Genomic DNA, 24617 nt, shown 5'->3' with positions numbered 1-24617 from the left:
TAATTCTATTTTAGCCAGAAATCATCGTTTGTGATAAGGATGTTTCATTTTTGAACCGGGTTTTCTGAAAACCCATGGTTCAAAACCTTTAAGATGTGTTTCCCATTCCTCCAACGTCCTTGTGGGATAGTCAGAAGGCCATCCTCCGTTTCTAAACTCAGGAGATACTCCCTGGTCGTTGATCCACTCCCGCCATCTGTTCAGTTCGGTGAGTAACTCCTGTCTTACATCGATAAATTCCACGTTATCTGCCAGGTTATTCAGCTCAAAGGGATCATGCTCCAGGTCATACAGTTCATACTCAGGTTTTGTAGACGCCATAAAACTGGCCTGTACTGAAGTAAGTTCACCTTTCAGGTTCATTACATTCAGCAAGGCCAGTACAGGGTAGTTCTCTTCCTTATAGCGGTTGAACTGACAGTAGGCCCGTTCAGGCATCAGATTGTGGATCAACTTGTATTTTGCCGATCTGATAGCACGCATAGCGTCGTGGGTGCTATCCATTTTGTCCCTTGCCGCAAAAATGTATTTACGATCGTTAATCTCATCCTCCAATAGGTTTTGACCATGTAAAGGATGTGCGGACTGCGCACCAGCTACGTCCAGAATGGTTTTAGTGATATCAATGGTCATGACCATAGCATCGGATACCGTTCCCGCATTAATTTTACCCGGCCAACGGGCAATGATCGGGACCTGTATGCCACCGTCATATAAAAACTGCTTTCCCCGGGGCATGCATCGTCCATTGTCACCAACAATAAATACCAGCGTGTTATCGGTCAGCCCTTCGCTTTCCAGCCGGTCGAGCAGTTGGCCTACCTGCCGGTCCACAATCTGGGCGGCTTCCAAACCATTGGCCCAGTCTCTTTTGGCCAGGTCAGTTTGCGGATAGTAAGAAGGTAATACTACCTCCGTAATGTCTATGGGGTCCAGGGTATCCCTTTGCCATCTCCTGTGAGTCCCACCAAAAGTCACCTGGGCAAAGAACGGTTGCCCTTCTTCACGCTCGCTCCAGTCTTTCCCTTCATAAATGTCACCGTCAAAGGTGAAATTCAGGTCCGTCTTCCGCGAGGGTTTCATAAAGCAGGTGAAATAACCTTTCTGTTGCAAAATCCGGGTAAACGGTTTGATCCCATACGGCAGCGGTGCCTTTCTGAATCCCGATTCTCCCTTCTTTGTTCTGTGCTGGTGAGCACGGATATAATTCTGGTAAAAACCAGTCATCATGGCTGACCGGGAAGGGGAACACACGGGTGACGTGGCAAATGATTGTGTATATCGTATACCCTCGGCTGCTACTTTATCTATGTTTGGAGTATGAATGCCCGGTTCCCCATAGCAGGAAAGCTGGTATCCCCAATCTTCCAACATGATCCAGACGATATTCGGAAGCGACTTTTGCACCGTTTTTTCACTGGAAGTGCATGAAAACACCCCAGGGAAGAGCAGACAAAAGACAAACCAGGCTTTCAAAAGTCTCAACATCTTTTCTCATTTTAAGGACAGTACATTCTTACTACTGACAGGCGCTATGGTATAGGTATATTGATACCCCTGGTTTTTCAGCCGGTATTCATCTCTTGGGTATGATTTTTTGCCCCAACTGGTGGTTCCCCCCACTCCGGATTGTCCCAGATCGATATTGAGGAACAGGTAAGGCTGCTTCATAAGCTGAAAGTCATACCTGCATTGTTCGATCATCTCTTTCCCATAGTGATTGACCCCAAAGGCGATCAACGGATCACCGTATACTTTCAATCCGGCTCCTTCCCGGTTCGTAAGTGAGAACCATCGTGTACCTGTTTTGTACCCATTCTCCTGTGGCTCGGAATAATCTATCCAGATATCATCCACAGTAGCCTGATAGATCCCGACCCGCTCCATATTTCTGTCGATATAGGTAGGGTTGGGACCAGGGCCATACCAGGCTACCTGGTCCAGTGTTTTGTTGATCAAAAGTTCCGTACCCACCCGTGGCATCATCGGGAGGTTACTATCACCAGGCTGGTAATCAAATTTTACCGTTATCTCTCCGGCTGTATTGATCTGATAGGTTAATGAAAAGGTGGCACCCACCGCAGGTAGCTTTCCTTCAGAGACTAGAACAACACCTTTCGGATTTTTCTCGATTTTAAAATCTGTTACAAGCCACGATCCGGCTTCTTTCCACGCCCATAGTCCCGGGAATTGATCTTCTTTTTTGTCCGCCCCTCCTCTATCATTGTCAGTAGGTGCTCTCCAAAAATCCGGGGCAGGTCCGCGTTCTATCAAAAGTTGATTGTCAAAGTAATAGTTTTCCAATATGCCTGTATGCTTGTTGAACATGGCAGCAAACCGTTCTCCTTTTACATATGCTGCCCGTCGGGATTGACGTACTGTAATCGGGTCAGCGGGTGTTTCCGACCGATCCCGGTAATACTTACCGGAAGGAAATTTAAATTGGTCCCAGGCTACCTCATGACCTTTTTCCACAAACTGGTTCCCATTTTTAGTGTAGAAGCTAAATGTAACATGGTATTCTCTCTCAGAATTCATCTCCAACGGCAGATTGATCGTGAATTCCTGACCTGAGCGGGCCGGGATATCCAATGCCGGAATATTTTCTTCTTTGATGACTTTCCCATTTTCGAGCAGGCTCCACTTTCCGGTAACCTTGTCACGCAGGTTTGTAAAGTCAAACCAGTTCATGATCCTGAATCTGCCCTTTTCAATATCTATGGCCTCTACGTGTACATTTCTGTGGAAATATTTTAGCGCATATAGTCCCGGGTGAGGTGTGCGATCTGCTGCCAGCAAACCATTCATACAAAAATTATCATCATGACTCACTCCCACTGCATTTTCCCACCATCCACCATACGCGTAAAAATGATCTTTGGAATAGGTTTTTCTGAACTTCTCAGGCACCGGCTGCTTCAGCCCCTGGTCCATCCAGTCCCAGACAAATGCACCCTGGAAGGGATTATCTGCATAGATCATATCCCAATACTCCTTCAGATTACCGTTACTGTTGCCCATGGCATGTGTGTATTCACACAGGATATAGGGCATGTCCGGATTTTCCCGGATGATCGCCCCGGTTTCTTCGGGTGAGGCATACATCCTGGAATAAATGTCAGCGGTTCCGTAGCCGTTCAATGTTGTATTTTCATAATGGAAGGGCCTGGATGGGTCTGTTTCCTTTACCCATTCATAGGTAGCACCTACATTCGGGCCGTCCCCACTTTCGTTTCCCATGGACCAAATAATGATGGACGGGTGATTCCTGTCGCGGTACACCATACGTTGTACGCGGTCAAGGTAGGCCTCCTTCCAGTCCGGATGGTTGCTAAGCCTGTTGTCTTTTTTTCTTCCGAATCCGTGCGTTTCAATATTACCCTCATCGATCAGGTATATACCATGTTCATCGCACAGGTCGTACCACTCCGGAGCATTGGGGTAATGGCATGTTCTCACCGCATTGATGTTGTATTGCTTCATAAGCGCTATATCTGCCAGCATATCCTCCCTGGTCACGTAATGACCTGTTTCAGGATCATGCTCATGCCGGTTGACCCCTTTTAACAGTACAGCAACACCATTGACCAGAAGGCGGCCTTTTTTGATCTCTACTTTTCTGAACCCCACCTTCTGAGGAATCACTTCCAATACATTGCCTTTTTCATCCTGTAGTGTTAGCAGTAATTGATACAAATAGGGTGACTCACCATGCCAGGGATGGATGTTTTTCAAGGTAAAGGATTCTGTGGCAAATGAATTGATACCTTTTTTTAGTTTCAGGTCCTGAGAAAACTCAAGTACCGTCGTTTTGGTCTGATCCTGTATCAGAGCTTTTAATATGGCAGCCCCTGATTTTTTGGACTGCACCTCACCCCGTAATTGGAAAACACCATGCTGCAGTGACTCATCCAGGGATGAGGTGACCGCAAAATCCCGGACATGGGCTTGCGGCACGGACCACACGTAAACATCACGAAATATTCCGCTCAGGCGCCAGAAGTCCTGATCTTCCAGGTAGGAACCATCACTCCATCTGTATACCTCAACAGCCACAAGGTTACTGCCTTTCTTCAGGTAATTCGTAATGTCAAACTCCCCGGGAGTTCTGCTGCCTTGACTATATCCTACCTTTTTGCCATTGATCCACAAATAAAAAGCAGATTGTACTCCGTCAAAATTGATATAAACCCTGCGTCCCTGCCATTTTTCAGGAAGGGTAAAACTTTTACGGTAGGAGCCTACCGGATTCCATTCCCTTGGGGCACGAAGATCTTTTTTTTCAAACGGGTAACCGGAATTCTTATAGATGGGTAGTCCGTGTCCCCCCATCTCCCAATTAGAAGGAACTGACAAAGTGGTCCAATGTGAATCCTTAAAATCTGTCTTGTAAAAACCCACAGGACGGGAAGCCGGATTTCTGGACCAGTTGAATTTCCAATCACCGTTCAGGGATACGTAAAAAGAGGATCCTTTTTTGGTTAGTTTTAATGCCTGTTCATCGTTTTCATAGACCATCATGGAAGCATGTGGCCTTTCTCTGTTCACTTGAAGTACATGAACATTGTCCCACTCAGGCCTTACCTGGCCATATACAGAGATGCATGTCAAATGTAGCACAACGAAAAGTGTGTAATATAGTGCCCGTTTTCTCATTTCCTTATTTTTGATTTGTATTATGAATTAGGTTTAGTTCCCGCTTTTTTTTCGTTTTACCAGCGGAAATTCAGGATGGTCCGTCCGTGCCGAAGCCAGGAGCTTTTGGAGTTTTACTGCCACGGGATGCTTTTCAGTATACAGGTTATTGGACTCTCCGGGATCATCCTTCAGGTGGTACAATTCATACCTCATATCCACAAAATGAATCAGCTTCCAGTCTCCCTGCGTCAACGCCTGAACAGGTCCCTTTTTTTCATTAAATTCCCAGTACAAATAATCATGTGGCTCTTGTTTTTTCTCCATGCCCAGCAAGACGGGTAAATAGGATTTCCCATCTGTCGGGGCCGAAGGCTCCTGGCCCAGAATATCACAGACCGTGGGTAAAAAATCCCAAAAAGCAGAAGCATGTCCGCTCTCTATACCGGGAGTTATCCGGCCTGGCCATTTAGCAACAAAAGGCACTCTTATGCCTCCTTCATAAAGGTCCCTTTTTCTGCCTCGGTAAACACCGTTACTATTGAAAAACTCATTGTCAAGCTGATCGTATTCGTGCCCGTTATCACTGGTAAAGACTACAAGGGTATTCTCATCAATCCCCAGCTCTATTAGCTTTGAAAGGATACGACCAATGTCTTTATCCATTCGGGTGATCATAGAAGCATAAGTAACGTGGCCATTCTCATCATTGCGGTAGTGCCCCATCTTCATCCTGCGAAGCGGCCAGTCTTTTTTATGGTATTCAGCCTTTTGTTCTTCAGGGATGGTAAGTTCGTAATGCGGTATAGTGTACGCCAGGTAAAGGAAGAAAGGGTTTTCGCTTTCCCGGTCTATAAAGTCCAGCGCTTTTTGGGTAAACAGATCCTGTGAGTACCTACCTACCTTATCCATCATTACATTGCCTTCCAACGTGATATGATTGTCATTTTCCCATATTTTTTCGGGGTAGTAATGATGCGCCGGACCATGCCGGTTAAAACCGTAGAAATAGTCAAACCCCTGGTTATTGGGTTTTCCTGCATCCAGGTTTTCCGCCAATCCCCATTTCCCTACGATCCCGGTCCGGTATCCTGCCCTTTTCAATTCTTTGGCTACTGTGTTCTCTTCGTTTGAGATATCTACCGGGCGACCTGATTTTGTCCACCTGGGATTACCTCTGACTGCACTGTGCCCCGTATGACGCCCCGTGATCAGGCTGGCACGGGAAGGCCCGCATACGGTAGAACCGGCATAGTGACGGGTAAATACAATGCCATCTGTTGCCATTTTGTCCAGTACCGGGGTATTGATGAGTTCCTGGCCGTTAAATCCAACGTCACCGTATCCAAGATCATCGGCAAGAATGAAAATAATATTAGGCTTATTTTTCTCCACATCTCCGGGAGGCTCTGCGGAAGAAGTCCGGCTACAAGAACCTCCGGGCAATAGATTTAATACAACTAATACAAAAACAGAAATGAAATTATTTTTTATATACATGCCTGTGTTCTCCATAAATCTTTAAAGACTGAATCGGTCCTATTAATGTTCATCTATATCACACCATTTAGAATGCTATATTTCCCGCAAAATAATGGCCTCATATACTGTTTTAATTACTCGGAAAGATCATTTCCTGAAATACCCAGGTCTTCTTACCAAAATAGCAACGCCATGTCTGTCCATCCGTCACACAAAAGCAAGGATCCAAGAATAAAGCAGGGTTCGTTTTTGTACCCATCAATCCCCGGCATCCATTATTATTCTAACAATAGTTTTTTCCTGATCAGTAGATCTCCTCGTACAATATGTAAAAAGTGTAATCCTTTTAAATAGGCATCAACCGTAATACTGATGACATCCGACTTTTCAATTTTTTTCTCAAATACCTTTTTTCCTTCCTTTGTAAATAGGGTCACCTCCACGGGAAGGCCCGGGTCTGTCCCCGGAATTTTAAGATTGATTTTACCCTCCGTAACCGGATTAGGGAATAATCCACATGGACTTAAAATCTCCTTGCCCCCCACCTGCGCATCTGCACCTGTCTTTTTAATGTTTTTGGTATCGGCTACCCTGGTAGTCGTGAACAAGCCGTTGAGTGTTACCCTGGCATAGGTCTTAGGCGATAGATTCACCTTGATTTGAGCCCCTGCATTTGCAAAAGTAACCCCGACGGTATTTCCTCCGTATTTTGTTACGCTGAAGCCGGAGGTACTTACCGTATATCCTTGTTTAAGGTTAACGAATACTGTTTGCGTGGTACTGCCTGCATTTACAACATGTAAATGAAGCTGACTTCCTGATTTGAATGCAGCGGCTACATAGTCTTTATGGTTGACCTCTACCTTGCGCGCAGCGCCCATACCGACTGAATTCTTTATCAACTCATCTACAGCATCATAATGCGGACCTTTTGTTCCGTCAGGGCTTACCAGCCGGGGTACACCCTGGTAGATGAGGACTTTTTTCATACCGCCTGAAATAGCAGGCAGTATATGCGCTATTCCCTGGGCAGTACTTTTTGCAAACAGGGTGGATTCCGTAAACCAATCTCCACCTGCCGTCCGAAAATTATTCCAATCCGTATAAGCCGATAAAAGATTGGAGTTATTGTCATAATGATGAGCGCCTCCTATATCAATTACACCTCCTACCTGTGCCATTTCCTGATCGGAATTGGCCAAATTCCAAAGTTCAGCTCCCACAACAGGCATTCCCCAGTCCAGTTGCGAATAGTCATTTACTGCAGCATTGTCTTCATTCCATGGCCCCACCCAGCTGGCATTACCGATCATGTTCACCACCACGTTTTGAAGGTAGGATCTATATTTGGGTAGTTTTATACCATATAAGCCCTTTTGCGAGCTGTTACAACTCTGTGTACCTCCTGCACTCGCACACTTCATCCATGCCGGGAATTTAGCACCATTGTGCGCATCATCCAGGTCTCCGTTTGGCTTGAACAGACCATTTGAATTGGCGATACTGGCAAAAATATTGAGTCCTTTGCCCTTTGCATTATTGGCATAGCTGCTGATCGTGCCATACCGGTTATCACCGGACCCCCAGTGTGCTACCACCGGCACCCTTACAACATCCATCCCTAAATCCCTGAACTTCTGATTTACAGCATCATGGTTTGTAATTCTGAATAAGGTCAGTTTTACATCTGTTCCATAGGTCACCCCACTACCCACTGCAGTGCCCGGATACACCTTCACCGTTTGCGCTTCAACCTGTCTTCCCGAAAGTATGATTACGAAAATTGTGAATATAGTTAGTAAGTTGCTAATTCCTGATAAACTCAAAAAGCGTATGACCATGTTCATTTTTAGTTCATTTAACTGTCCAATAGTTTTTCACTGGGAGTTTAGATACGTATCCTGATCAAATGAAAATACAGGCGAAGCTACCCTGGCAGCGCTGAATATTTCTTCCATAGCGGTCACCCGCTCAGGATGGAAAGCAGACAAGTCATTTTGTTCCCCCGGATCTTTGGACAAGTCGTACAATTCAACAGGAGCACCAGGATTACGAAGGATATCATATTTTACAGCTTTCCAGTTATCTGCCCGGGCAGCTACTCTTCCTCCTTTTTCATGGAACTCCCAGTACAGGTACTCGTGTTCCGACTGCTCGCCTTCCTGTCCCAATAGCGTAGGCAAAAAAGAAATACCGTCTATATAATCCGGAGTAGGTTGACTTGTGATCCCGGCAAGTGTGGGAAAAACATCCCAAAAGGCGGATATATGATCTGTCCGGCTCCCGGCTTTTACCTGTCCGGGCCAGCGCACTATCATAGGCACGCGAATGCCTCCCTCATACAGATCACGTTTGTACCCTCTTAAAGGTCCGTTGCTGTCAAAGAAGTCAGGATCTGCCCCACCCTCACGGTGCGGACCATTGTCAGAAGTGAAGATGATGATCGTACGATCAGCAATGCCCAACTCTTCCAGCTTATGCATGATCTGTCCTACCTGCTGGTCCATCAGATCAACCATAGCGGCAAAAGCAGTATGGGGCTCCTGCTGCGATTCATAAGGACCGCTTCGGTATTCCGGACCTTCATCATAACCCACGTAAGGTTCTTCCGCACCAAATCCTCCTCTGGACTTATCCATGTACTCTTCAGGCGCTGCCAGCTCCGCATGCGGTATAATGGTAGGTCGGTACAGGAAAAAAGGTGTGTCATGGTTTTTTTCTATGAACTGCAGCGCTTGTTCATGGATCAATGCCGGGGCATACTGTCCTTTGTTCCGATCACTGTTTTCATGAAGCACCACAGAATCCCTGTTATGCCACAGGTGCCGTGGATAATAATGATGTCCTAACCGCTGACAGTTGTAACCATAAAAGGTATCGAAGCCCTGATTAACAGGGTCACCTTCTGAGGCAGGGTAACCCAAACCCCATTTACCAAAAGCCCCGGTAGCGTAGCCGGACCCTTTAAGCATCTCCGCCACTGTAATGGCGCTGTCCGGCAGCGGATATTGCCCCTCCGGTTTTATCTCACGATTACCTCTTATGGGTGTATGCCCGGTATGTTGACCCGTCATCACTACAGAGCGAGATGGTGCGCAAACGGTACTCCCGGAGTAATGTTGTGTGAACAGCATCCCCTCCTGAGCGAGTTTGTCAATATTGGGCGTCTGTATTTTTTGCTGTCCGTAACACCCAAGGTCACCGTAGCCAAGGTCATCTGCTATAATGTAGATGATATTGGGTGGTACTGTCGACCGCTTTTCATGAGTCCTTGCCGTACACCCAGCTATAATCGCGAAACATAACCAAAGATACTTTTTCATTTTTCTGTATTAGCCTTTAGGTTTATCCAAGCCTTTTAAGAATGTTTTAACAGATCAGGAAAGCCCATGGCAGGCTTCCTGATCCATATAAACTATCTCTATTGTCACCTGTAACCATTATTGGAGGGGTCACCTTCCAGAAGATTAGGGTTAAGAAGTATTTCATTCAGCGGTATCGGCAAAAGCACATGATAAGGCTGTATATTATCTGCCGGATTATTCCAGGGTCTGTGCTCGACCGTTTTCACCACATCAAGCAAGGTCCCCCAACGGATCAGGTCCATCCTCCTGTAGCCTTCAGCACACAATTCAAATTTTCTTTCATCGTACAAGGCCTCTCGGAATTGCTGCTGAGTCATACCACTCCAGGGTTGGTCCGGTTCAAAGGCCCTTTCGCGCACCCTGTTCACATACTGATAGGCATTGTCAGGGCCATTAAGTTCATTCTCTGCCTCTGCTGCCATCAGGTAGGTATCGGCAAGCCGGAATACCACGTAGTTCTCCGGGTGATTGGACCTCGGAGAATTAACTTTATCCAGGTTCCACATCTTTCTGAAATAAGGGAACTTGAGTTCAAAACCGAGGTATTCTTTGACCACTGTGGCATCATAGCGTAAATCGCCCGGTTGCCAGTTTGTCTGATCTGCCAGCTCCGGTAACGGTATGGCCCAACCAAAGCCATTCATTTCCTCATCCTGCAAGGCCATAGTATCCCGGAGCATCTCCCAGCGGGCCGGGGTTCCGGGGCCGTCGGGTCTCTGGTTCCTGTTTACAGGCTCGTCCCTGATCCTCGGGTTATAATCGTCTGTCCGAGAGGTTACTGCATCACTGAAAACAGAATTGTCGTTTGTGAAGTCGACAGCAAATATTTGCTCATCATTGTATTGGTTGGCCGGATCGCTTTGATCAAAAACATCAGCGAAGTTATCCAGTAACCGATGGGGTGAATTATTTATTATGTTCAAAGATTCATCCAAAGCGGCCTGCCACTCCTGGTCAAACAAGTGATATTTGGCTTTCAGAGATGCCGCCGCCCATTTACTGGCTCTGCCAAGATCGCTGCCGGTATAAGAACCGGGTAACAATACAAAAGCCCTCGCCAGGTCTTCTTTCATATCTTCACGGATCTGTTCTTTGGAAGTTCTGCTTAACGAAGCCAGTTCCTCCAGGCTCAACAATTCCCTAAAATAGGGTACGTCACCCCAAAGATTGGTCAGGTGAAAATAAGCCAGCGCACGGAGGAACAATAACTCACCTATGGCCTGATCTCTCTCCTCTTCACCCAGGTTTTCGTTCCCATCAATACTGGTGAGAAAGGAAGATGTATTACGCACTATTTCATAAAGACCGGCCCACGTATTGTCACCATCTGCAACTCCCTCAGCTATAAGGTAATTATGAATGTTGCCATTCACGTTCCTGCTGGGGGCAGTCTCATCGGCTCCATTTTGAAGGTAATTATCCAGGCCACGGGTCCTGTAAAGACTGCCACGGTGCAATATCCGGTATACCCCGTTTACCGCAAGTTGGGCTTCTGCATCATTATTAAAGAAATTATCCGTGCCTATCTGATCACGCAGATCTTCTTCCAAAAATTCCTCACATCCGGTTGTAATGAACAACCCAAGCAGTACGATCCATATTTTACTTATAATTACTCTTTTCATCATCCAGATAATTTAAAATGTAACTGTAGCTCCTACTGTAAAACTTGTGGCATAAGGATAAACACCTGAGGAAAAGCCCTGTGAAACCGAACCGAAGCCACTTCCTGCTGTAAAATTATTCACTTCCGGATCGCCTAATCTAAAGTCGGAAATTAACCATAGATTGGTTCCGGATATATAGACATATATGTTTTTGAAAAGATTGTCTGCACCGAATTTATTCAACGGAAGATCATAGCCCAGTGTCAACTGTCTAAGGCGTAAAAAAGACCCGTCCTCAACATTCACATCACTGTTTGGGTTGAATACACTGGTAGAAGTACCTGCCCTGGGAATATCCGAACCTTCATTTACACCTTCCCGCCAACGACCGACCAGTTCTGGCAACAGGTTTTCATCTCCTCTGCCATAGAAGCCTCTTTGAGCAAAAATATTGAATATTTCTCCTCCATACTGGCCGTGAAAAAATATGTCCAGTGTAAGTCCCTTATATGAAAACTTATTTCTGATCCCTCCGTAAAAATCGGGCTGGGGGGTACCGAGCACTACAAAATCTTCTACATTGATCACACTGTTGCCGTCCCGGTCCCTGAATCTCGGGCTACCCAGAAAAGATATATTTTCCCTGCCATCGGCTATGATCTCTTCAGCCGTTTTATAAGTACCCAGGTACTCCGCACCAAAAAATACCGGAAGAGGTTCTCCTACAATGATACGCGCCGAAGCACCCCCTTGGTTACCTGTACTTTGAAGTGTAATAAATTCTTCGCCTCCTAAATCCAACACTTCACTTCTGTTGGCAGAAACGGTAAGAGTGGTTTCCCATCTGAAATCTCTTTTATCGACATTGATGGTATTCAATAAAAATTCAAACCCTTTGTTTCTCACGGACCCTACATTCTGTAATTGAGGTCCTCCTGCTGTCGTGGGCAATTCCCTGTTAAGCAGCAGGTCCCTGGTGGTCTTATTGTAATAATCTACTTCCAGGCTCAGACGTTCTCCCCAAAAACCTACTTCAAGACCGATGTCCAGTTGTTCGGTACGTTCCCATTTTAGCCCGCGACTGGCTACACGGTCCAATATGACTGCTCCTACCAGTGCTTCATTAAAATAGGTATTCTGTGGTCTGAAAATATCAATGGAGTTATAGGTGTCAACACCTTGTTCGCCCACCACACCATAGCTACCTCTTATCTTCGCACTGCTAAAAACTTCCAGCGCGTCAAAAAAGCCCTCCTGATCAACATTCCAGGCAGCACCTACAGAAGGAAAGAAACCCCATTTGTTACCTTCCTCAAAGACAGAGGACCCATCGTATCTGCCTACAACGGTCAACAGGTATTTCCCCGCATAGCCATAGTTGATACGTCCCAAAAATGAAGCCAGCGTCCTTTGATCATATCCTGATCCTACGACATAGGTATCCGGGTTAGAGCCCAGGGCCAGATTGTTAAAGGTAACAGCGTCATTGGGAAATCCCTCTGCTGACGATTCGGACGTTTCAGAAGTAACTTTTTGCCATGTAAAACCGCCCAGTACCTTCAGGCTGTGGATATTAAAGCTTTTCTCGTACAGAAAAGTATTTTCGTTGAGCAGGTTCTTTCTATAAGTATCATTGACGAACGCAAGACCTCCCTCATTATTGGCCAGCCTCTCCGGCAAAGCACCCGACCGGTAATCATTTGCCTTGTTAAAACTCAACTCAGCGCCAAGTGTCGTCTTGAGCTTAAAGCCTTCAAATAACTCGTACTCAGCATAATAATTTCCAATGATATTGGTCACCAGGTTATGATCTTCACGTAATTGTAAGTCCGCCACAGGGTTTCTTTGAAGTACACCACTGACAGGGTTCGAATTCGTAAAATTGCCATCATCGTCATAGACCGAACGTATGGGCAGCACACTGGTCACAGTCCCACTGAAATTCACCTTGTTGTTCTCCCTTCTAAAATTGGAAACATTCAAACGTAACCCGGTTTTAAATTTGTCCGAAGGATTAACATCCAGATTGGTGCGAACGGTCAAGCGCTCAATTCCGGAATTCTTAACGATACCTTCCTGGTCAAAGTAGTTAACCGAAACGTAATAGTTCACATTCTCTGAATTTCCTGAAATGGATACATCCGTATTGCTAATGGCACCACGCTGAGTAATAAGATCCAACCAGTCGGTAGTAGGTACGGACGAGGGGTCGGGGAACAGCAGTGGCAGGGAGTCATCGGTTATCCCTAATGACAGCTCGCTATCACCAACAGTTACCAGAGGCCCGGGAACAAACTGCCCGGCCTCGTTGATGTAGTTGAGGTAATCCTGCCCTCCCATGATCTCAATTTCATTGGCTACCGATTGAGTAGTGTAATATTGATTAATGGTGATGGTAGGTTTTCCGGCCGGAAGAGAGCTTCCGTTCTTGGTAGTAACCAAAATTACACCGGCAGCGCCCCTGGTACCATAAATGGAAAGCGCAGTGGCATCTTTTAATACCTCTACAGATTCAATATCATTAACATTTAAGCTGTTAAGATCAAAATCTACTCCCGTGATAAGACCATCTACCACATACAAGGGATTATTATTTCCGTTAATAGAACTATTACCCCTGATCCTGATAGTAGCGGCCGCACCCGGCGCTCCGTTGTTGGAGGTCACCTCCACTCCTGTGGCACGTCCCTGCAGTACCTGGTCAAGCCTTACTACAGGTTGATTCTGAATTTCCTCGGCCTTGACCTGTGCCACTGAAGATACCAGGTCCTTCTTGGTGGCTGTGCCATAACCTATAATTACCACTTCACTCAATTGTGAAATATCCAATTCCATCGATACGGTAATGCTTGTCTGGGCGCCGACCACCACCTCTTTCCTGGCATAGCCTACAAAAGAGAAAGTCAAGACATCTTCTTTCGATGCGCGGATAGTAAAATTCCCATCAAAATCAGTGACTGTACCGGAATTCGTACCCTTTATAAGAACATTAACTCCAGGTAACGCATCATCTTGCTCATCAAGTACCCTACCGGTAATCTCTTGTTGCGCCTGTGTTGCACAAAAGGCGAAACAAAGTAAAAAAACAGTAACAGATCTCTTCATACACATTTGATTTTAGCTGTTGCAAATAGATTTGGTTTTGCCTGGCCTCATGTAATTCTATCCAGACTACTATATGAGTGCAATGTAGCTGTCAGAACACTTTCAAACGTCTCATTATGATCCCACATATGTTGCAACACCAGGACTTTTTGACCTTTATTTATATTTTTTAATACTTTTATAAGCGGAACTAAGTATCAGTGGCAACTTACAGGACTTGGCCAGCGTAATTTTCGGTATATTTAACTATTGCAAACGTTTGTAAACTGCACGATGCCTGTTTCATTAAAACCCACCTTACTTTCTAAAATACTGATTTTCAGCAGCATTTTGTATATCATATTGCATCCTGCAATAGCTGTGGGGCAGTGGAACAATACTTTTTTTCACGAACTGAATGCCAGTGGCATACCTTTCAATAAAAGAGTGAACACACTGTATGAAGATAGTTTTGGTTTTTTGTGGATCGGAACGAACACCGGCCTCTACTGTTATGATGGTCATACGTTAAAACCGTTTAAGTTTAACGTATTTGATGACAATTCTATCCCGAATAATACCATCAACTCCATTGTAGAAGACAGCGACAAAAATCTTTGGATAGGCACTGAAAGTTTCCTCGTCTTTTTTGACAGGAGGTATGAACAGTTCAGGAATTATCACCGTGATAGCTACACACGCTGTATGATAGAAGGTAACGACGGTACCATTTGGGGTACCATATCAAGAACCGGGATATTCAGGATAAACCCTGCTGACAGCAAGGACAAGGCAACATTCGAAACCCGTTTTCAACATATTATACCATCCGGTACCAATAAGAATGAGATCAACGCCTTATATGAAGACAATTTTGGGAGGCAATGGGTAGCGACTTCCAAAGGTGTTTCCCTACTAGGGCCTGATTTTCAACAGAGATCCACCGGGTTTCAAAAAGACACCAGGTTGATCATTGCCGGTGGTAACAATACACTATTAGTAGCCACTAATGCGGGTATATACCGGCTGGGCTATACCAAAAGCGCAGACCATCTTGAGGTACTTGAATCCTACACTGATTTTTTAAGCCCGCATAAACCACAAGTTGATATAACTTCTATGACCATAGACAACAATAGTACATTGTGGGTGGGTACCAATCACGGCCTGTACCAGGGAAGAAGAATCAACAACCGTTACAAATGGGGTCTTTTTTCAAAGCATGAACAAACGGAGGGTTCTTTGCTCAGCAACCGCATAAGTTCCCTGGTAGTCGACCGTTTTGGAAACTTATGGATTGGTTCCGGAAGGGGTGTCAACAAACTCACAGACAGAAACTCATTCTACCAATTCCTGCCCATCGATGAGAAAGTACCATCCATTCCTAATCACAGCGTCAATTCAATTTTAAAGGAAGGTCCCAATGTGCTTTGGGTAGGTACGAATAGTGGCGTGTATAAGTATAATCTAAAGCGCAACACATACCATAAGTTAAGTCATTTGAACCACAGGGTTACCTGCATCCGGCCTAATTATAAAAGAGACGGCCTCCTCATTGGAAGTTACAGAAATCTGTATGAAGTAAAAAAGCACCGAACTGCAGCTCTTCAAGTAACACTTGTTAAGAATGAGTATGCAGGCGTCATGGATATTGTTCAAATTAATGACAATGAAACATGGTTAGGACTTTGGGTTGGCGGTATTGATATTATCAATAACACGAACAAGCTCAGTCCGTTCAAAAAACAGCTCATTGCCAGGCTTAAAAACTGTCATGTATCCACCCTCCTGTATGACAGCCATGGTAGCCTGTGGATAGGCACAAGAGGTAAAGGTCTGTTCCGTGTAGACCTTTTAAATGAAACATTTGACGAAATAAAGCCTTCCAGGAAGTCCGGCTTATATTCCAATGCCATTCTTTGCTTACGAGAAGATAAAAATGGAAATATATGGATTGGAACACGTGGTGGAGGGCTAAGCTTTTTTGACCATAAAGATCAAAGGTTCATCACATTCACAGAAAAAGACGGGCTTCCCTCCAGCACTGTATCCTCCATTGAAATTGCTTCAAATGGTAGCACCTGGATCAGCACCGGTAATGGATTGGCTGTTTATAACCACGAAAATCAAGTTTTTACAAGCTTTGGTGTATCTGATGGGGTAATAGAAAGTGATTTTAAATATAATTCAAGTACTTCCGGCATTGCCGGTGACTACCTTTTTTTTGGAGGAACGAACGGAGTTCACCAAATAAAGAATAAAGCGTATAAAAGAAAAAGGCTTCTGCCGTTAACCATAATTTCCAGTTTTAAGTTGTTAGCACAAACCCCTCCCAAAGGAAGTGAGGAGTCGGTAATAAAAGAGAAAAGTATTTATGTATCACCTTTGGGTTCAGGTTCGATTGTCATTCCCTATTCCCAAAATAATATTTCTATCTCTTTTTCATCGTTGGACCTGACCTCGCCCGGAAAGAATGAGTATGCCTACCGTTTAAAAGAAGTAAAGGATTACTGGACCTATACCACGGCAGAAAATCGTTACGCTAACTATAATGACCTGGCGCCTGGCAGCTATACTTTTGAAGTAAAAAGCTCGAATAGCGACGGTGTCTGGAACCATGACCCGGCCATTGTCACTTTTACGGTGGAACCTCCTTACTGGCGTACAGGGTGGGCCTATCTGATCTATACAATCTTAATACTGGCAATGCTCACTGTAGCTATTGTACTTTCCATAAGGTGGTATCAGCTTAAGCAAAACCTTTTAAAGGAGACGATCAGTCATGAAAAAGACAAACAACATCACCAAATGAAGATGGTCTACTTTACAGACATATCACACGAACTCAGAACTCCGTTGACCCTGGTACAGGGAACCATCGAAAAAGTGATCAGGGAAAAAAACTATAAACTAGGCCCGATCACTGCACAACGCATTTTTAATAATTCCAAACGGATGAACCGACTGATCGATCAGATCATGGATATCCGAAAACATGATGTGGGTGAGTTTAAACTGGCGGTGAAGAAACAGGACGTCATCGCGGGAATCCATAAAATAAAAAATGCCTTTAATGATCTGGCCCACATGCATGACATCGAATATCTCCTGAAATCACACCACACAATGATCAGGGCTTGGTTTGACTTTGAAGTGCTGGAAAAAATACTGTTCAATTTGCTTTCGAACGCTTTCAAATACACTCCTGAGAAAGGAAAGATCGAGATAAAGGTGGAAGAAGTGACTGATCATAAGATCATTGCTACAGAAAGTTCCCTTAAAAAAGGACAATATATGAAATGTACTGTTCGGGACAACGGAATTGGCATTCCAGAAGCAGATCTTCCCTATATCTTTGATCGCTACTATCAATCGACAAAATTACCTACTCATCAGGTGCCCGGAACCGGTATTGGTATGGAACTGGTACAAAAACTGGTAGAGCTCCACTATGGGACCATATCGGTAACAAGTGTAGAGAATGAATTCAGTGAATTCATTTTTTACCTGCCCATTGAAAAAGAACATTACAAGAAGAAAGAACGTCAGAAACATCAAAAAAATTATGAAAGCGATCAGGTACTGCATCGGCCCGATGAATCGCTTGAAACACTAACCACCTCAGCCTATAACGGAAAAAGGAATGCTGCAAAAATTCTGATCGTGGAAGATAATAAGGAAGTGCAACAAATGGTAAGCGAAGAATTAGCGGTTGACTACCATATTATAACTGCAGTCAATGGAGCCGAAGGGTTTGAGACTGCGTGTATTGAAAAGCCTGACCTGATCATCAGCGATATCCTTATGCCTGTGGAAGATGGCGTCTCACTACTCAAAAAGTTAAAACAGCAACCCGACTTGAAGCACACTCCTGTATTTATGTTAACCGCGAGGGACTCTGAAGAGGTCAGAATACAATGTACAGGATTGGGTGCCGACGACTTTATTGAAAAACCCTTCAGCCTGGAATTCTTAAAATGGAAGGTCAGGAATACATTGGTAACCAGGCGGGAATTGAAGGAAAAATATAGCAGGGTAATTACAGCAGAGCCCTCAATGGTGAACGAAGAGTCACATGATGAAAAATTTATCCGCAGGCTGGTCACGATCATCGAAAGTTCAATAGACGATCACTTGCTAAGTGTGGAATACCTGGCTTCGGAGGCAGGTATGAGCCGCGCCAACTTATACCGAAAAGTTCAGCAAATCTTAAAGGAAACGCCTGTTAACCTTATTAAGCAAATACGGTTAAAGCGCGCTGCTCAATTAATGCAGGACGGCAGTCTATATATATCAGAGATCGCTTACATGACCGGCTTTAAAAACCAAAAATATTTCAGCCGGTGTTTTCAAAAGCACTATGATATGAGTCCCACCGAGTTCATGAAAGGGGTTCAAAACCAACAGAACGTGAAAGAAGAAATAAGAACGAACCTCCTGGAAGACATCATCAGATGATAACAACACTGCTGTAAAATGGATCGGCCTATATGCTAATGTCATTTCACGCCTGCATTGTCTTTATTTTTCAGTCATCACTTGTGTTGAAAATGATGGTTAACCGATAATAAAGTCGCCAGTGGGCAATTGGCAGTTGGCAAAACTTTACAAACCACATCGCTTACTGCTTTTTGCTTACTGCCTTCTCATCTCATAACACTACTTCTCCTGGCTCTTGTGCTACATTTACACCCCTAAATTGAGATTTTTGTTTCACAGCCTGTCACTAGATTTATGTTTTAATCCGGGTTACACATCCGGATTCAACGGTCCGGTTGAATAAAACATAAAAATCATAGCTATGAGATCTATCTACTTTATTCTGTTCCTGTATTTCAGTGTCCTTACAACAGCAGAAGCCCAGCTTACAAAAATCACAGCTTTCAGCGGATCACAGCTGAAGGCCAATTCGATCATACAGGCAGGAGACCGCATCTTCTTTGAGGCTGATGACGGCATATCCGGGAATGAGCTGTGGGTATATGACGCCACTACAGACAATCATGAGATGGTCACTGACCTCAACCCGAACGGCGACCTTAACATGGGCGGAAACATTATTGCTTTTGGCAATGGTGTGCTCTTTAGAGGAACCGACGGTGTCAGTGGTCAGGAGCTGTTCTTCAGTGATGGCACCTCCGCGGGCACACGATTGGTGAAAGACATAAGCCCATCAGGCAGCAGCTTCCCGGAAGACTTCATCGAATTTAATGGAGAAGTATATTTTGCTGCTAATGATGGAACCAGTGGCAAAGAACTTTGGAAGACAGACGGCACTACTGCCGGAACGGTGCTGGTCAAAGACATCAATCCTGGTAATGGAACGGGTATGCAAGCCAATACCGAAAAGATGTTTGGACAGAACGGCACCTGGCTTTTTTTTCGCGCCGATGATGGTACGAATGGAATAGAATTATGGATCACCAACGGGACCACAACAGATACTCGCATGGTTGGAGACTTGTTTCCGGGCGCCGGTAGTGGTTTGGGAGAGACCGTCCCCGAGCATGCTGCCATCTTTCTGAACACCCTTTTTTTTCGCGGCAATGACGGTGGAACGGCTGTAGGAAAGGAACTTCATTATTTCGATACAAATGATGAAACCGTAAAGGTTTGGAAAGAGATCAATATAGGTCCCACTGCTCAGGCCGATGTGAAAAACCTTTTCGTATCCGGTGACAAGCTATTCTTCAGAGCAAAATTCGGCTCTTCCGGGATAGAGCCCTGGGTAAGCGATGGTACGGTAGCGGGTACGCAACTGATCAGGCAGCTCAGAACCGGCTCCGGCAGTTCCAATCCGATCTATCAAATTGCCGACCCATTAACAGGCCAGACATACTTCGAGGCCAATGGAGGCAATGGTAATGAACCATGGGTCACAGATGGCACTGCAGACGGCACACATCAAATTACAGATCTTTTCCCGGGCAGTGGTGGCTCTGGGCCCGATTTTTTCGCTTTTACAGGAGGTTTTGCCTATTTTGTAGCCCAAACTACTGACGGATCTCCTTTTGGAGAAACAGGCAGAGAGTTATTTGCTACAGATGGCGATAATGTATTCCTGGCAGCCGATATCAATGAAGGTGCGGGTGGAAGTAATCCAGGGTCACCAAAACCCGTGGTTTTAAGCAATGGACGTATTTACTTTGCAACTGAAAATACAAGTTTTGGAAGTAACCTTTATGCCTATAATCCTCAGCAATTTCTGAGTGTCCCTGCGTTGGATCCCTTTGGAAGTATAAATATAGGGCAGTCTTCTATTTCTCAGTCTTTTAACGTGACCTACAGTGGCCTGTCTGGTCCGATTACCGTTTTTGCAGACGACGGCTTTGAGATCTCACTGGCCAACGCCGGAGCTTTTCAGTCAGATCCCATACAGGTCAACCCGGACCAGAGCGGTACGATCAATACCACCATCCACGTCCGTTTTCGCCCTGCCATACCAGGTGTTTTTGAAAAGTCCATCCGTATTGAAGGGCATGAAGTAGCCACCGTGAGGGTTCCTGTAAGCGGTATGGGTATTACGGCAGAACCCGTGGACTTTCTCGTTTTTGATGATTTTTTTGGTGAGAACCTTCCCGATGGATGGAGTGAGCCTAACACGACAGGCCGCGTATTTATTCAAGAGGGCCGCCTCTCTCTGTTTTACAACCCGGGGCAGCCCGTGGTCACTGCGCGCCGTACTTTCGGGGCCGCCTCAGGCACTACCTTCATTGGTTTCATTTTTAATACCGAAAGAAATACCATTAATGTACCCATAGCCATTAAAAACAGTACAGGTGAAACCATAGCCCAACTTCGTTTTAACAATGGCATTGAACTGGTGACTTCCGTTAATGGATCGGGTGACCCCACCGCAACAGTCAACCTGATTTCCGAAACCTCCGTACCAAAAAATGTAGACCACCAGGTGGTATTAAAAATAGACATGGTAGCGGACTTGATAAGTATGGAAGTAAACGGACAGTCCACTCTCACCGCCGAGGACATTCCGCTGCTTATAGCTACAGATGATATAACAGATCTCGAAATCTCCGTTCCCTACATGTTTGATGTGGGCAATGTATTTATGGATGACCTTTTGATCGGATCTGTCAATAAATCCTATCTGCGCCAAAAAATTGTAGCGGCTTCTTCATTACTGACCACATCGTCCATTGGCAACGCTGTGGGAGAATTTCCGGCCAGTGCAAAGTTACCTCTTCAGAACGCTATCACGGACGCTGTTGATATTTTCATTAACAGCAACGACCAGACGATCATAGATCAGAATGAAGCACTTTTACAGGTTGCGATAGATATATTTTTGAACAGTCGCATCAATGCGCAAGCCACCGTAGACATCAATATTGAAAGTGGTCATGATATGGAAGAAGGGGTTTTTGGCTATAATAATCGTAGTGTGGACCTGGCCTGGAGCTATCGAAATCCGGAATTTGTTGAGGCTCTCGAAGCGGGTAAAACCGGTTGGATGCGCTATCTCTCAGGCACCATTTCCGATCCTTTTAATATGAACACCGGTACGTACGAGCTGGAATGGATCGATCAATTCCGTAAGGTGCCCAACCAGATCACAGCTTATGGCAGAGTAGAAGCCAAGGGGCCCCAGTTGGTCTATGATCTGTACCAGGCGCTGGGTGAAGTAGGTGGTAAGCTGATCGTTACCTGGCCCGGCTTCATGGGTGACCCTGAAGAGGCGGGTCTTTTCGCCAGGTTCTGTAAGGATAATCACATAGAAGTGGAGTACTGGCAACTTAACAATGAGCCCTTTTTCTTTACCCCCAGTCTTAATCATTATTTTTATAATGGCGGTACGGATTACGCCGCTAAAATGCGCCCCATCAGTGATGCTATCAAACTGAACTATCCGGAAGCTTTAACAGCGCCCAGCGCCAGTTGGGGTGTTGATATTGAAACAGGTTTTTCCAAACAGGTACGCGACTTTACTCCTCGGTTTTGGGACATATACTCCATGCACTCCTACGCTGCCTTTAATAACAGTAATCCTTCGGACGCCCTGGCGATCAGAAATGGGAATGCAGGCTTGCAGATCGGGGGTACAGATGCTCCTCTAAAAGTACGCAACGGCTTCGGAACAGATATGCCTTATATCATTACCGAGTATAATGTATTCAACAATACGTTGGGTGGTACCTTTTACAGTGGGTTATACAACGCGGAATACCTTATGCGCAATACTGCCTTTCCTAATGCCAGATACCTGGGGCTCCACGTTTTTAATACCAATGTAATAAGACCCGAATTCAACCATAACAGCCTCCTGGAAGCGGCCTTCAATGGTGACATCGAACTTAATGCAGATACGATCCAATATGGTTTTGACATTGTGCCTGCAGGCAGCGCTATACTCACAGCGGTGGAAGCATTGAACCGGAGTAACTATAGCTGGGATACGCAGGTGACGGGGGGAGAAACGGTATTGGCAGAGCATTCTAACAGCCAGGTAGATAACATCCCGGCCATCTACGCCAATAGCTATCGTGGCGCTTACGATAAGGATTATATTTTGCTCACAAACAAATCAGATATACCTCACGATATTACTATCCGGGGGTTAAGCCTTCCTGCAAATGTTACAAGAGTAATCGTGAGTAGCTCCAGTCCGCTGGCAAATCAAGGTTTTGGCACCGTAAGCGACATCGTTGACATGATTGATGGAGTCGTCACTATCCCCGGTTATAGCGTTTGCAGACTGGAATGGGACTCAGGTATGAAAGTCCCGCCCGCACCACGTATATTTAAGGCTGAGGTATCCACGTCCGGAGCAGAACTGAAATGGTGGAAGCGGGACAATGCTGAAGGGTATACCTTATACTATGGGACTAGTCCGTCACAACTGAACCAGTCGGTTACCATCGAAGGAGCAGATAACAATAGCCATATACTGGACCTTCCCAAAAATGCTGTCAACTATGTCGCTGTTGCTGCCTTTAATTCATCCGGAGAAAGCCCATTATCCAAAGCTATCGATGTGAAAATGGCAAAACCCGAAGCTCCGGCACTGGTAAAAACCCATGAAAGAAATAGTCGTGTAACTTTGCTCTGGAAAAGTGTACCCTATGCTTCCGGATACCGGGTCCTTTATGGAACGAACGAATCGTCTCCGGACAAGGAAGTGGATGCGCGGAATGCCTCAGGATTTACAATAAAAGACCTTACGAATGACACAAAATATTATTTTAGAGTGGTGGCCTACAATGGTGAAGGCGACAGCCCGTGGTCAAATGTACTCGCAGCTACACCAAAAGCGGAAGTTCCTTTTGCTCCCCATGACCTGAGAGGTTCGGAAACCTCCAACGGAGACGTATCACTGCAATGGACCGAATCTGATTCCTCTTACAATGCCACTTACCAGATATTCCGCAGTCGTACGCCGTGGACTAATTATCAACAAGTGGCTGATGAAATAAATGGAACTTCATTTGTAGACACTACAAACAGTCGCCCGGGATCACATTATTATGTAGTAAAAGCTAAGAATACGAGTTCCGAGAGTTTTTATCCGTCTAATATACTGACCATCAATAAAAACAAGGGTAGCTTCACAGATGAGATCTGGGTGGAATCCCGCAACGAAGGCAGCCCCGAAGACGATCAACTGACGCTTTTCTTTCGCATTGTTAACGACAGGGAAGTAGACGTGCCTTACGAGGATATCAAATTACGCTATTGGTTTACGAATGAAGGCCCTTCTCCTTTGGAAGTTTTCATCCAGGAGGCCGGACCTGGAATAGAACACATTCAAGCTGCTTTTGTGGCACTTGATCCGGCCCGGGAAGGTGCCGACACGTATTTGGAGCTTACTTTCGATGCAGGGGCGGGGGTTTTGGTCACTGGCGCCGTGTCAGGCACTATCCAGGTACGGGTTACAAAAAGCAACTCAACGGCCTTCAATGAAACCGATGATCACTCTTTCCTGCCCACTGATGTATGGATAAAAAATGATCAGGTCACCCTGTACCAAAATGACATGTTGGTTTGGGGGGCTGAACCTATTGAAGTAAGTATTACCTCTTCTGAACCAAACGAAAACAGGGCTAACCAGACCATGACGGTTTTCCCCAACCCATTCAATGATATTCTGACTGTTTATATTCCAAACCACATCGAGAGCGGCCGGGTAGAACTGCGAGACATCAACGGCCAGTTGTTCTACCGTAAACCCATTCCCATGGGGCAGAGAGAACTGAATATATCCGCTAATCTCCGGGCAGGTATTTATATGCTACAGGTCATTCCTGACAATGATACTCCGGTTAACTTTAAAGTAGTGAAAAACGAATAGAAATTGAACACAGAATAAGCAGAGGGTCCGCCGAACGGGGAGGTTGTCTTCAAGAAGGGCAGCCTCTTTTTACTGAAAACAACCTTATTCCAACTTTCATGATCGGGTTTTTGAGACGATCTCCTCTTTTTCATGTGC

9 protein-coding genes are annotated in these 24617 nt (G+C 45.2%); 2 read left to right on the top strand and 7 right to left on the bottom strand.

Annotated features, from left to right (window positions below; all coding sequences use genetic code 11):
- Window positions 1–21: 21 nt before the first annotated feature.
- The 7 genes from FNH22_RS11660 to FNH22_RS11630 all read right to left on the bottom strand — a co-directional run bounded on the left by FNH22_RS11660 (window position 22) and on the right by FNH22_RS11630 (window position 14194).
- The gene (locus tag FNH22_RS11660; RefSeq protein ID WP_143398552.1) at window positions 22–1488 is read right to left on the bottom strand and encodes a sulfatase; all 1467 of its coding nucleotides are present in this window, start codon (window positions 1486–1488) and stop codon (window positions 22–24) included.
- 6 nt (window positions 1489–1494) lie between these two features.
- The gene (locus FNH22_RS11655; protein ID WP_143398551.1) at window positions 1495–4656 is read right to left on the bottom strand and encodes a glycoside hydrolase family 2 TIM barrel-domain containing protein; all 3162 of its coding nucleotides are present in this window, start codon (window positions 4654–4656) and stop codon (window positions 1495–1497) included.
- Window positions 4657–4689: 33 nt separating this feature from the next.
- Window positions 4690–6150 (bottom strand): arylsulfatase, encoded by a 1461-nt coding sequence (locus FNH22_RS11650; RefSeq protein ID WP_143398550.1) that lies wholly within the window; start codon window positions 6148–6150, stop codon window positions 4690–4692.
- 245 nt (window positions 6151–6395) lie between these two features.
- Window positions 6396–7964, bottom strand: coding sequence for a hypothetical protein (locus FNH22_RS11645; RefSeq protein ID WP_143398549.1), 1569 nt, complete (start codon window positions 7962–7964; stop codon window positions 6396–6398).
- Between the two features lie 30 nt (window positions 7965–7994).
- Window positions 7995–9440, bottom strand: coding sequence for an arylsulfatase (locus FNH22_RS11640; RefSeq protein WP_143398548.1), 1446 nt, complete (start codon window positions 9438–9440; stop codon window positions 7995–7997).
- A 104-nt stretch (window positions 9441–9544) separates the two neighbouring features.
- Window positions 9545–11110, bottom strand: a complete 1566-nt coding sequence (locus tag FNH22_RS11635; RefSeq protein WP_143398547.1) for a RagB/SusD family nutrient uptake outer membrane protein — start codon at window positions 11108–11110, stop codon at window positions 9545–9547.
- 9 nt (window positions 11111–11119) lie between these two features.
- On the bottom strand, window positions 11120–14194 hold the full coding sequence (locus tag FNH22_RS11630) for a TonB-dependent receptor (RefSeq protein WP_185154192.1): 3075 nt from the start codon (window positions 14192–14194) through the stop codon (window positions 11120–11122).
- Between the two features lie 273 nt (window positions 14195–14467).
- Here FNH22_RS11630 and FNH22_RS11625 point away from each other — a divergent pair, with 273 nt between their 5' ends.
- Window positions 14468–18631, top strand: coding sequence for a hybrid sensor histidine kinase/response regulator transcription factor (locus FNH22_RS11625; protein ID WP_143398545.1), 4164 nt, complete (start codon window positions 14468–14470; stop codon window positions 18629–18631).
- A 343-nt stretch (window positions 18632–18974) separates the two neighbouring features.
- Complete coding sequence (locus FNH22_RS11620; protein WP_143398544.1) at window positions 18975–24479, top strand: ELWxxDGT repeat protein; 5505 nt, start codon at window positions 18975–18977, stop codon at window positions 24477–24479.
- The last annotated feature ends 138 nt before the right edge of the window (window positions 24480–24617 follow it).

Source organism: Fulvivirga sp. M361 (genome assembly GCF_007097395.1).
Lineage (GTDB): Bacteria > Bacteroidota > Bacteroidia > Cytophagales > Cyclobacteriaceae > Fulvivirga.
The sequence above is the reverse complement of the archived record's forward strand: the minus strand, read 5'-3'. Positions and strand labels throughout refer to the sequence as shown.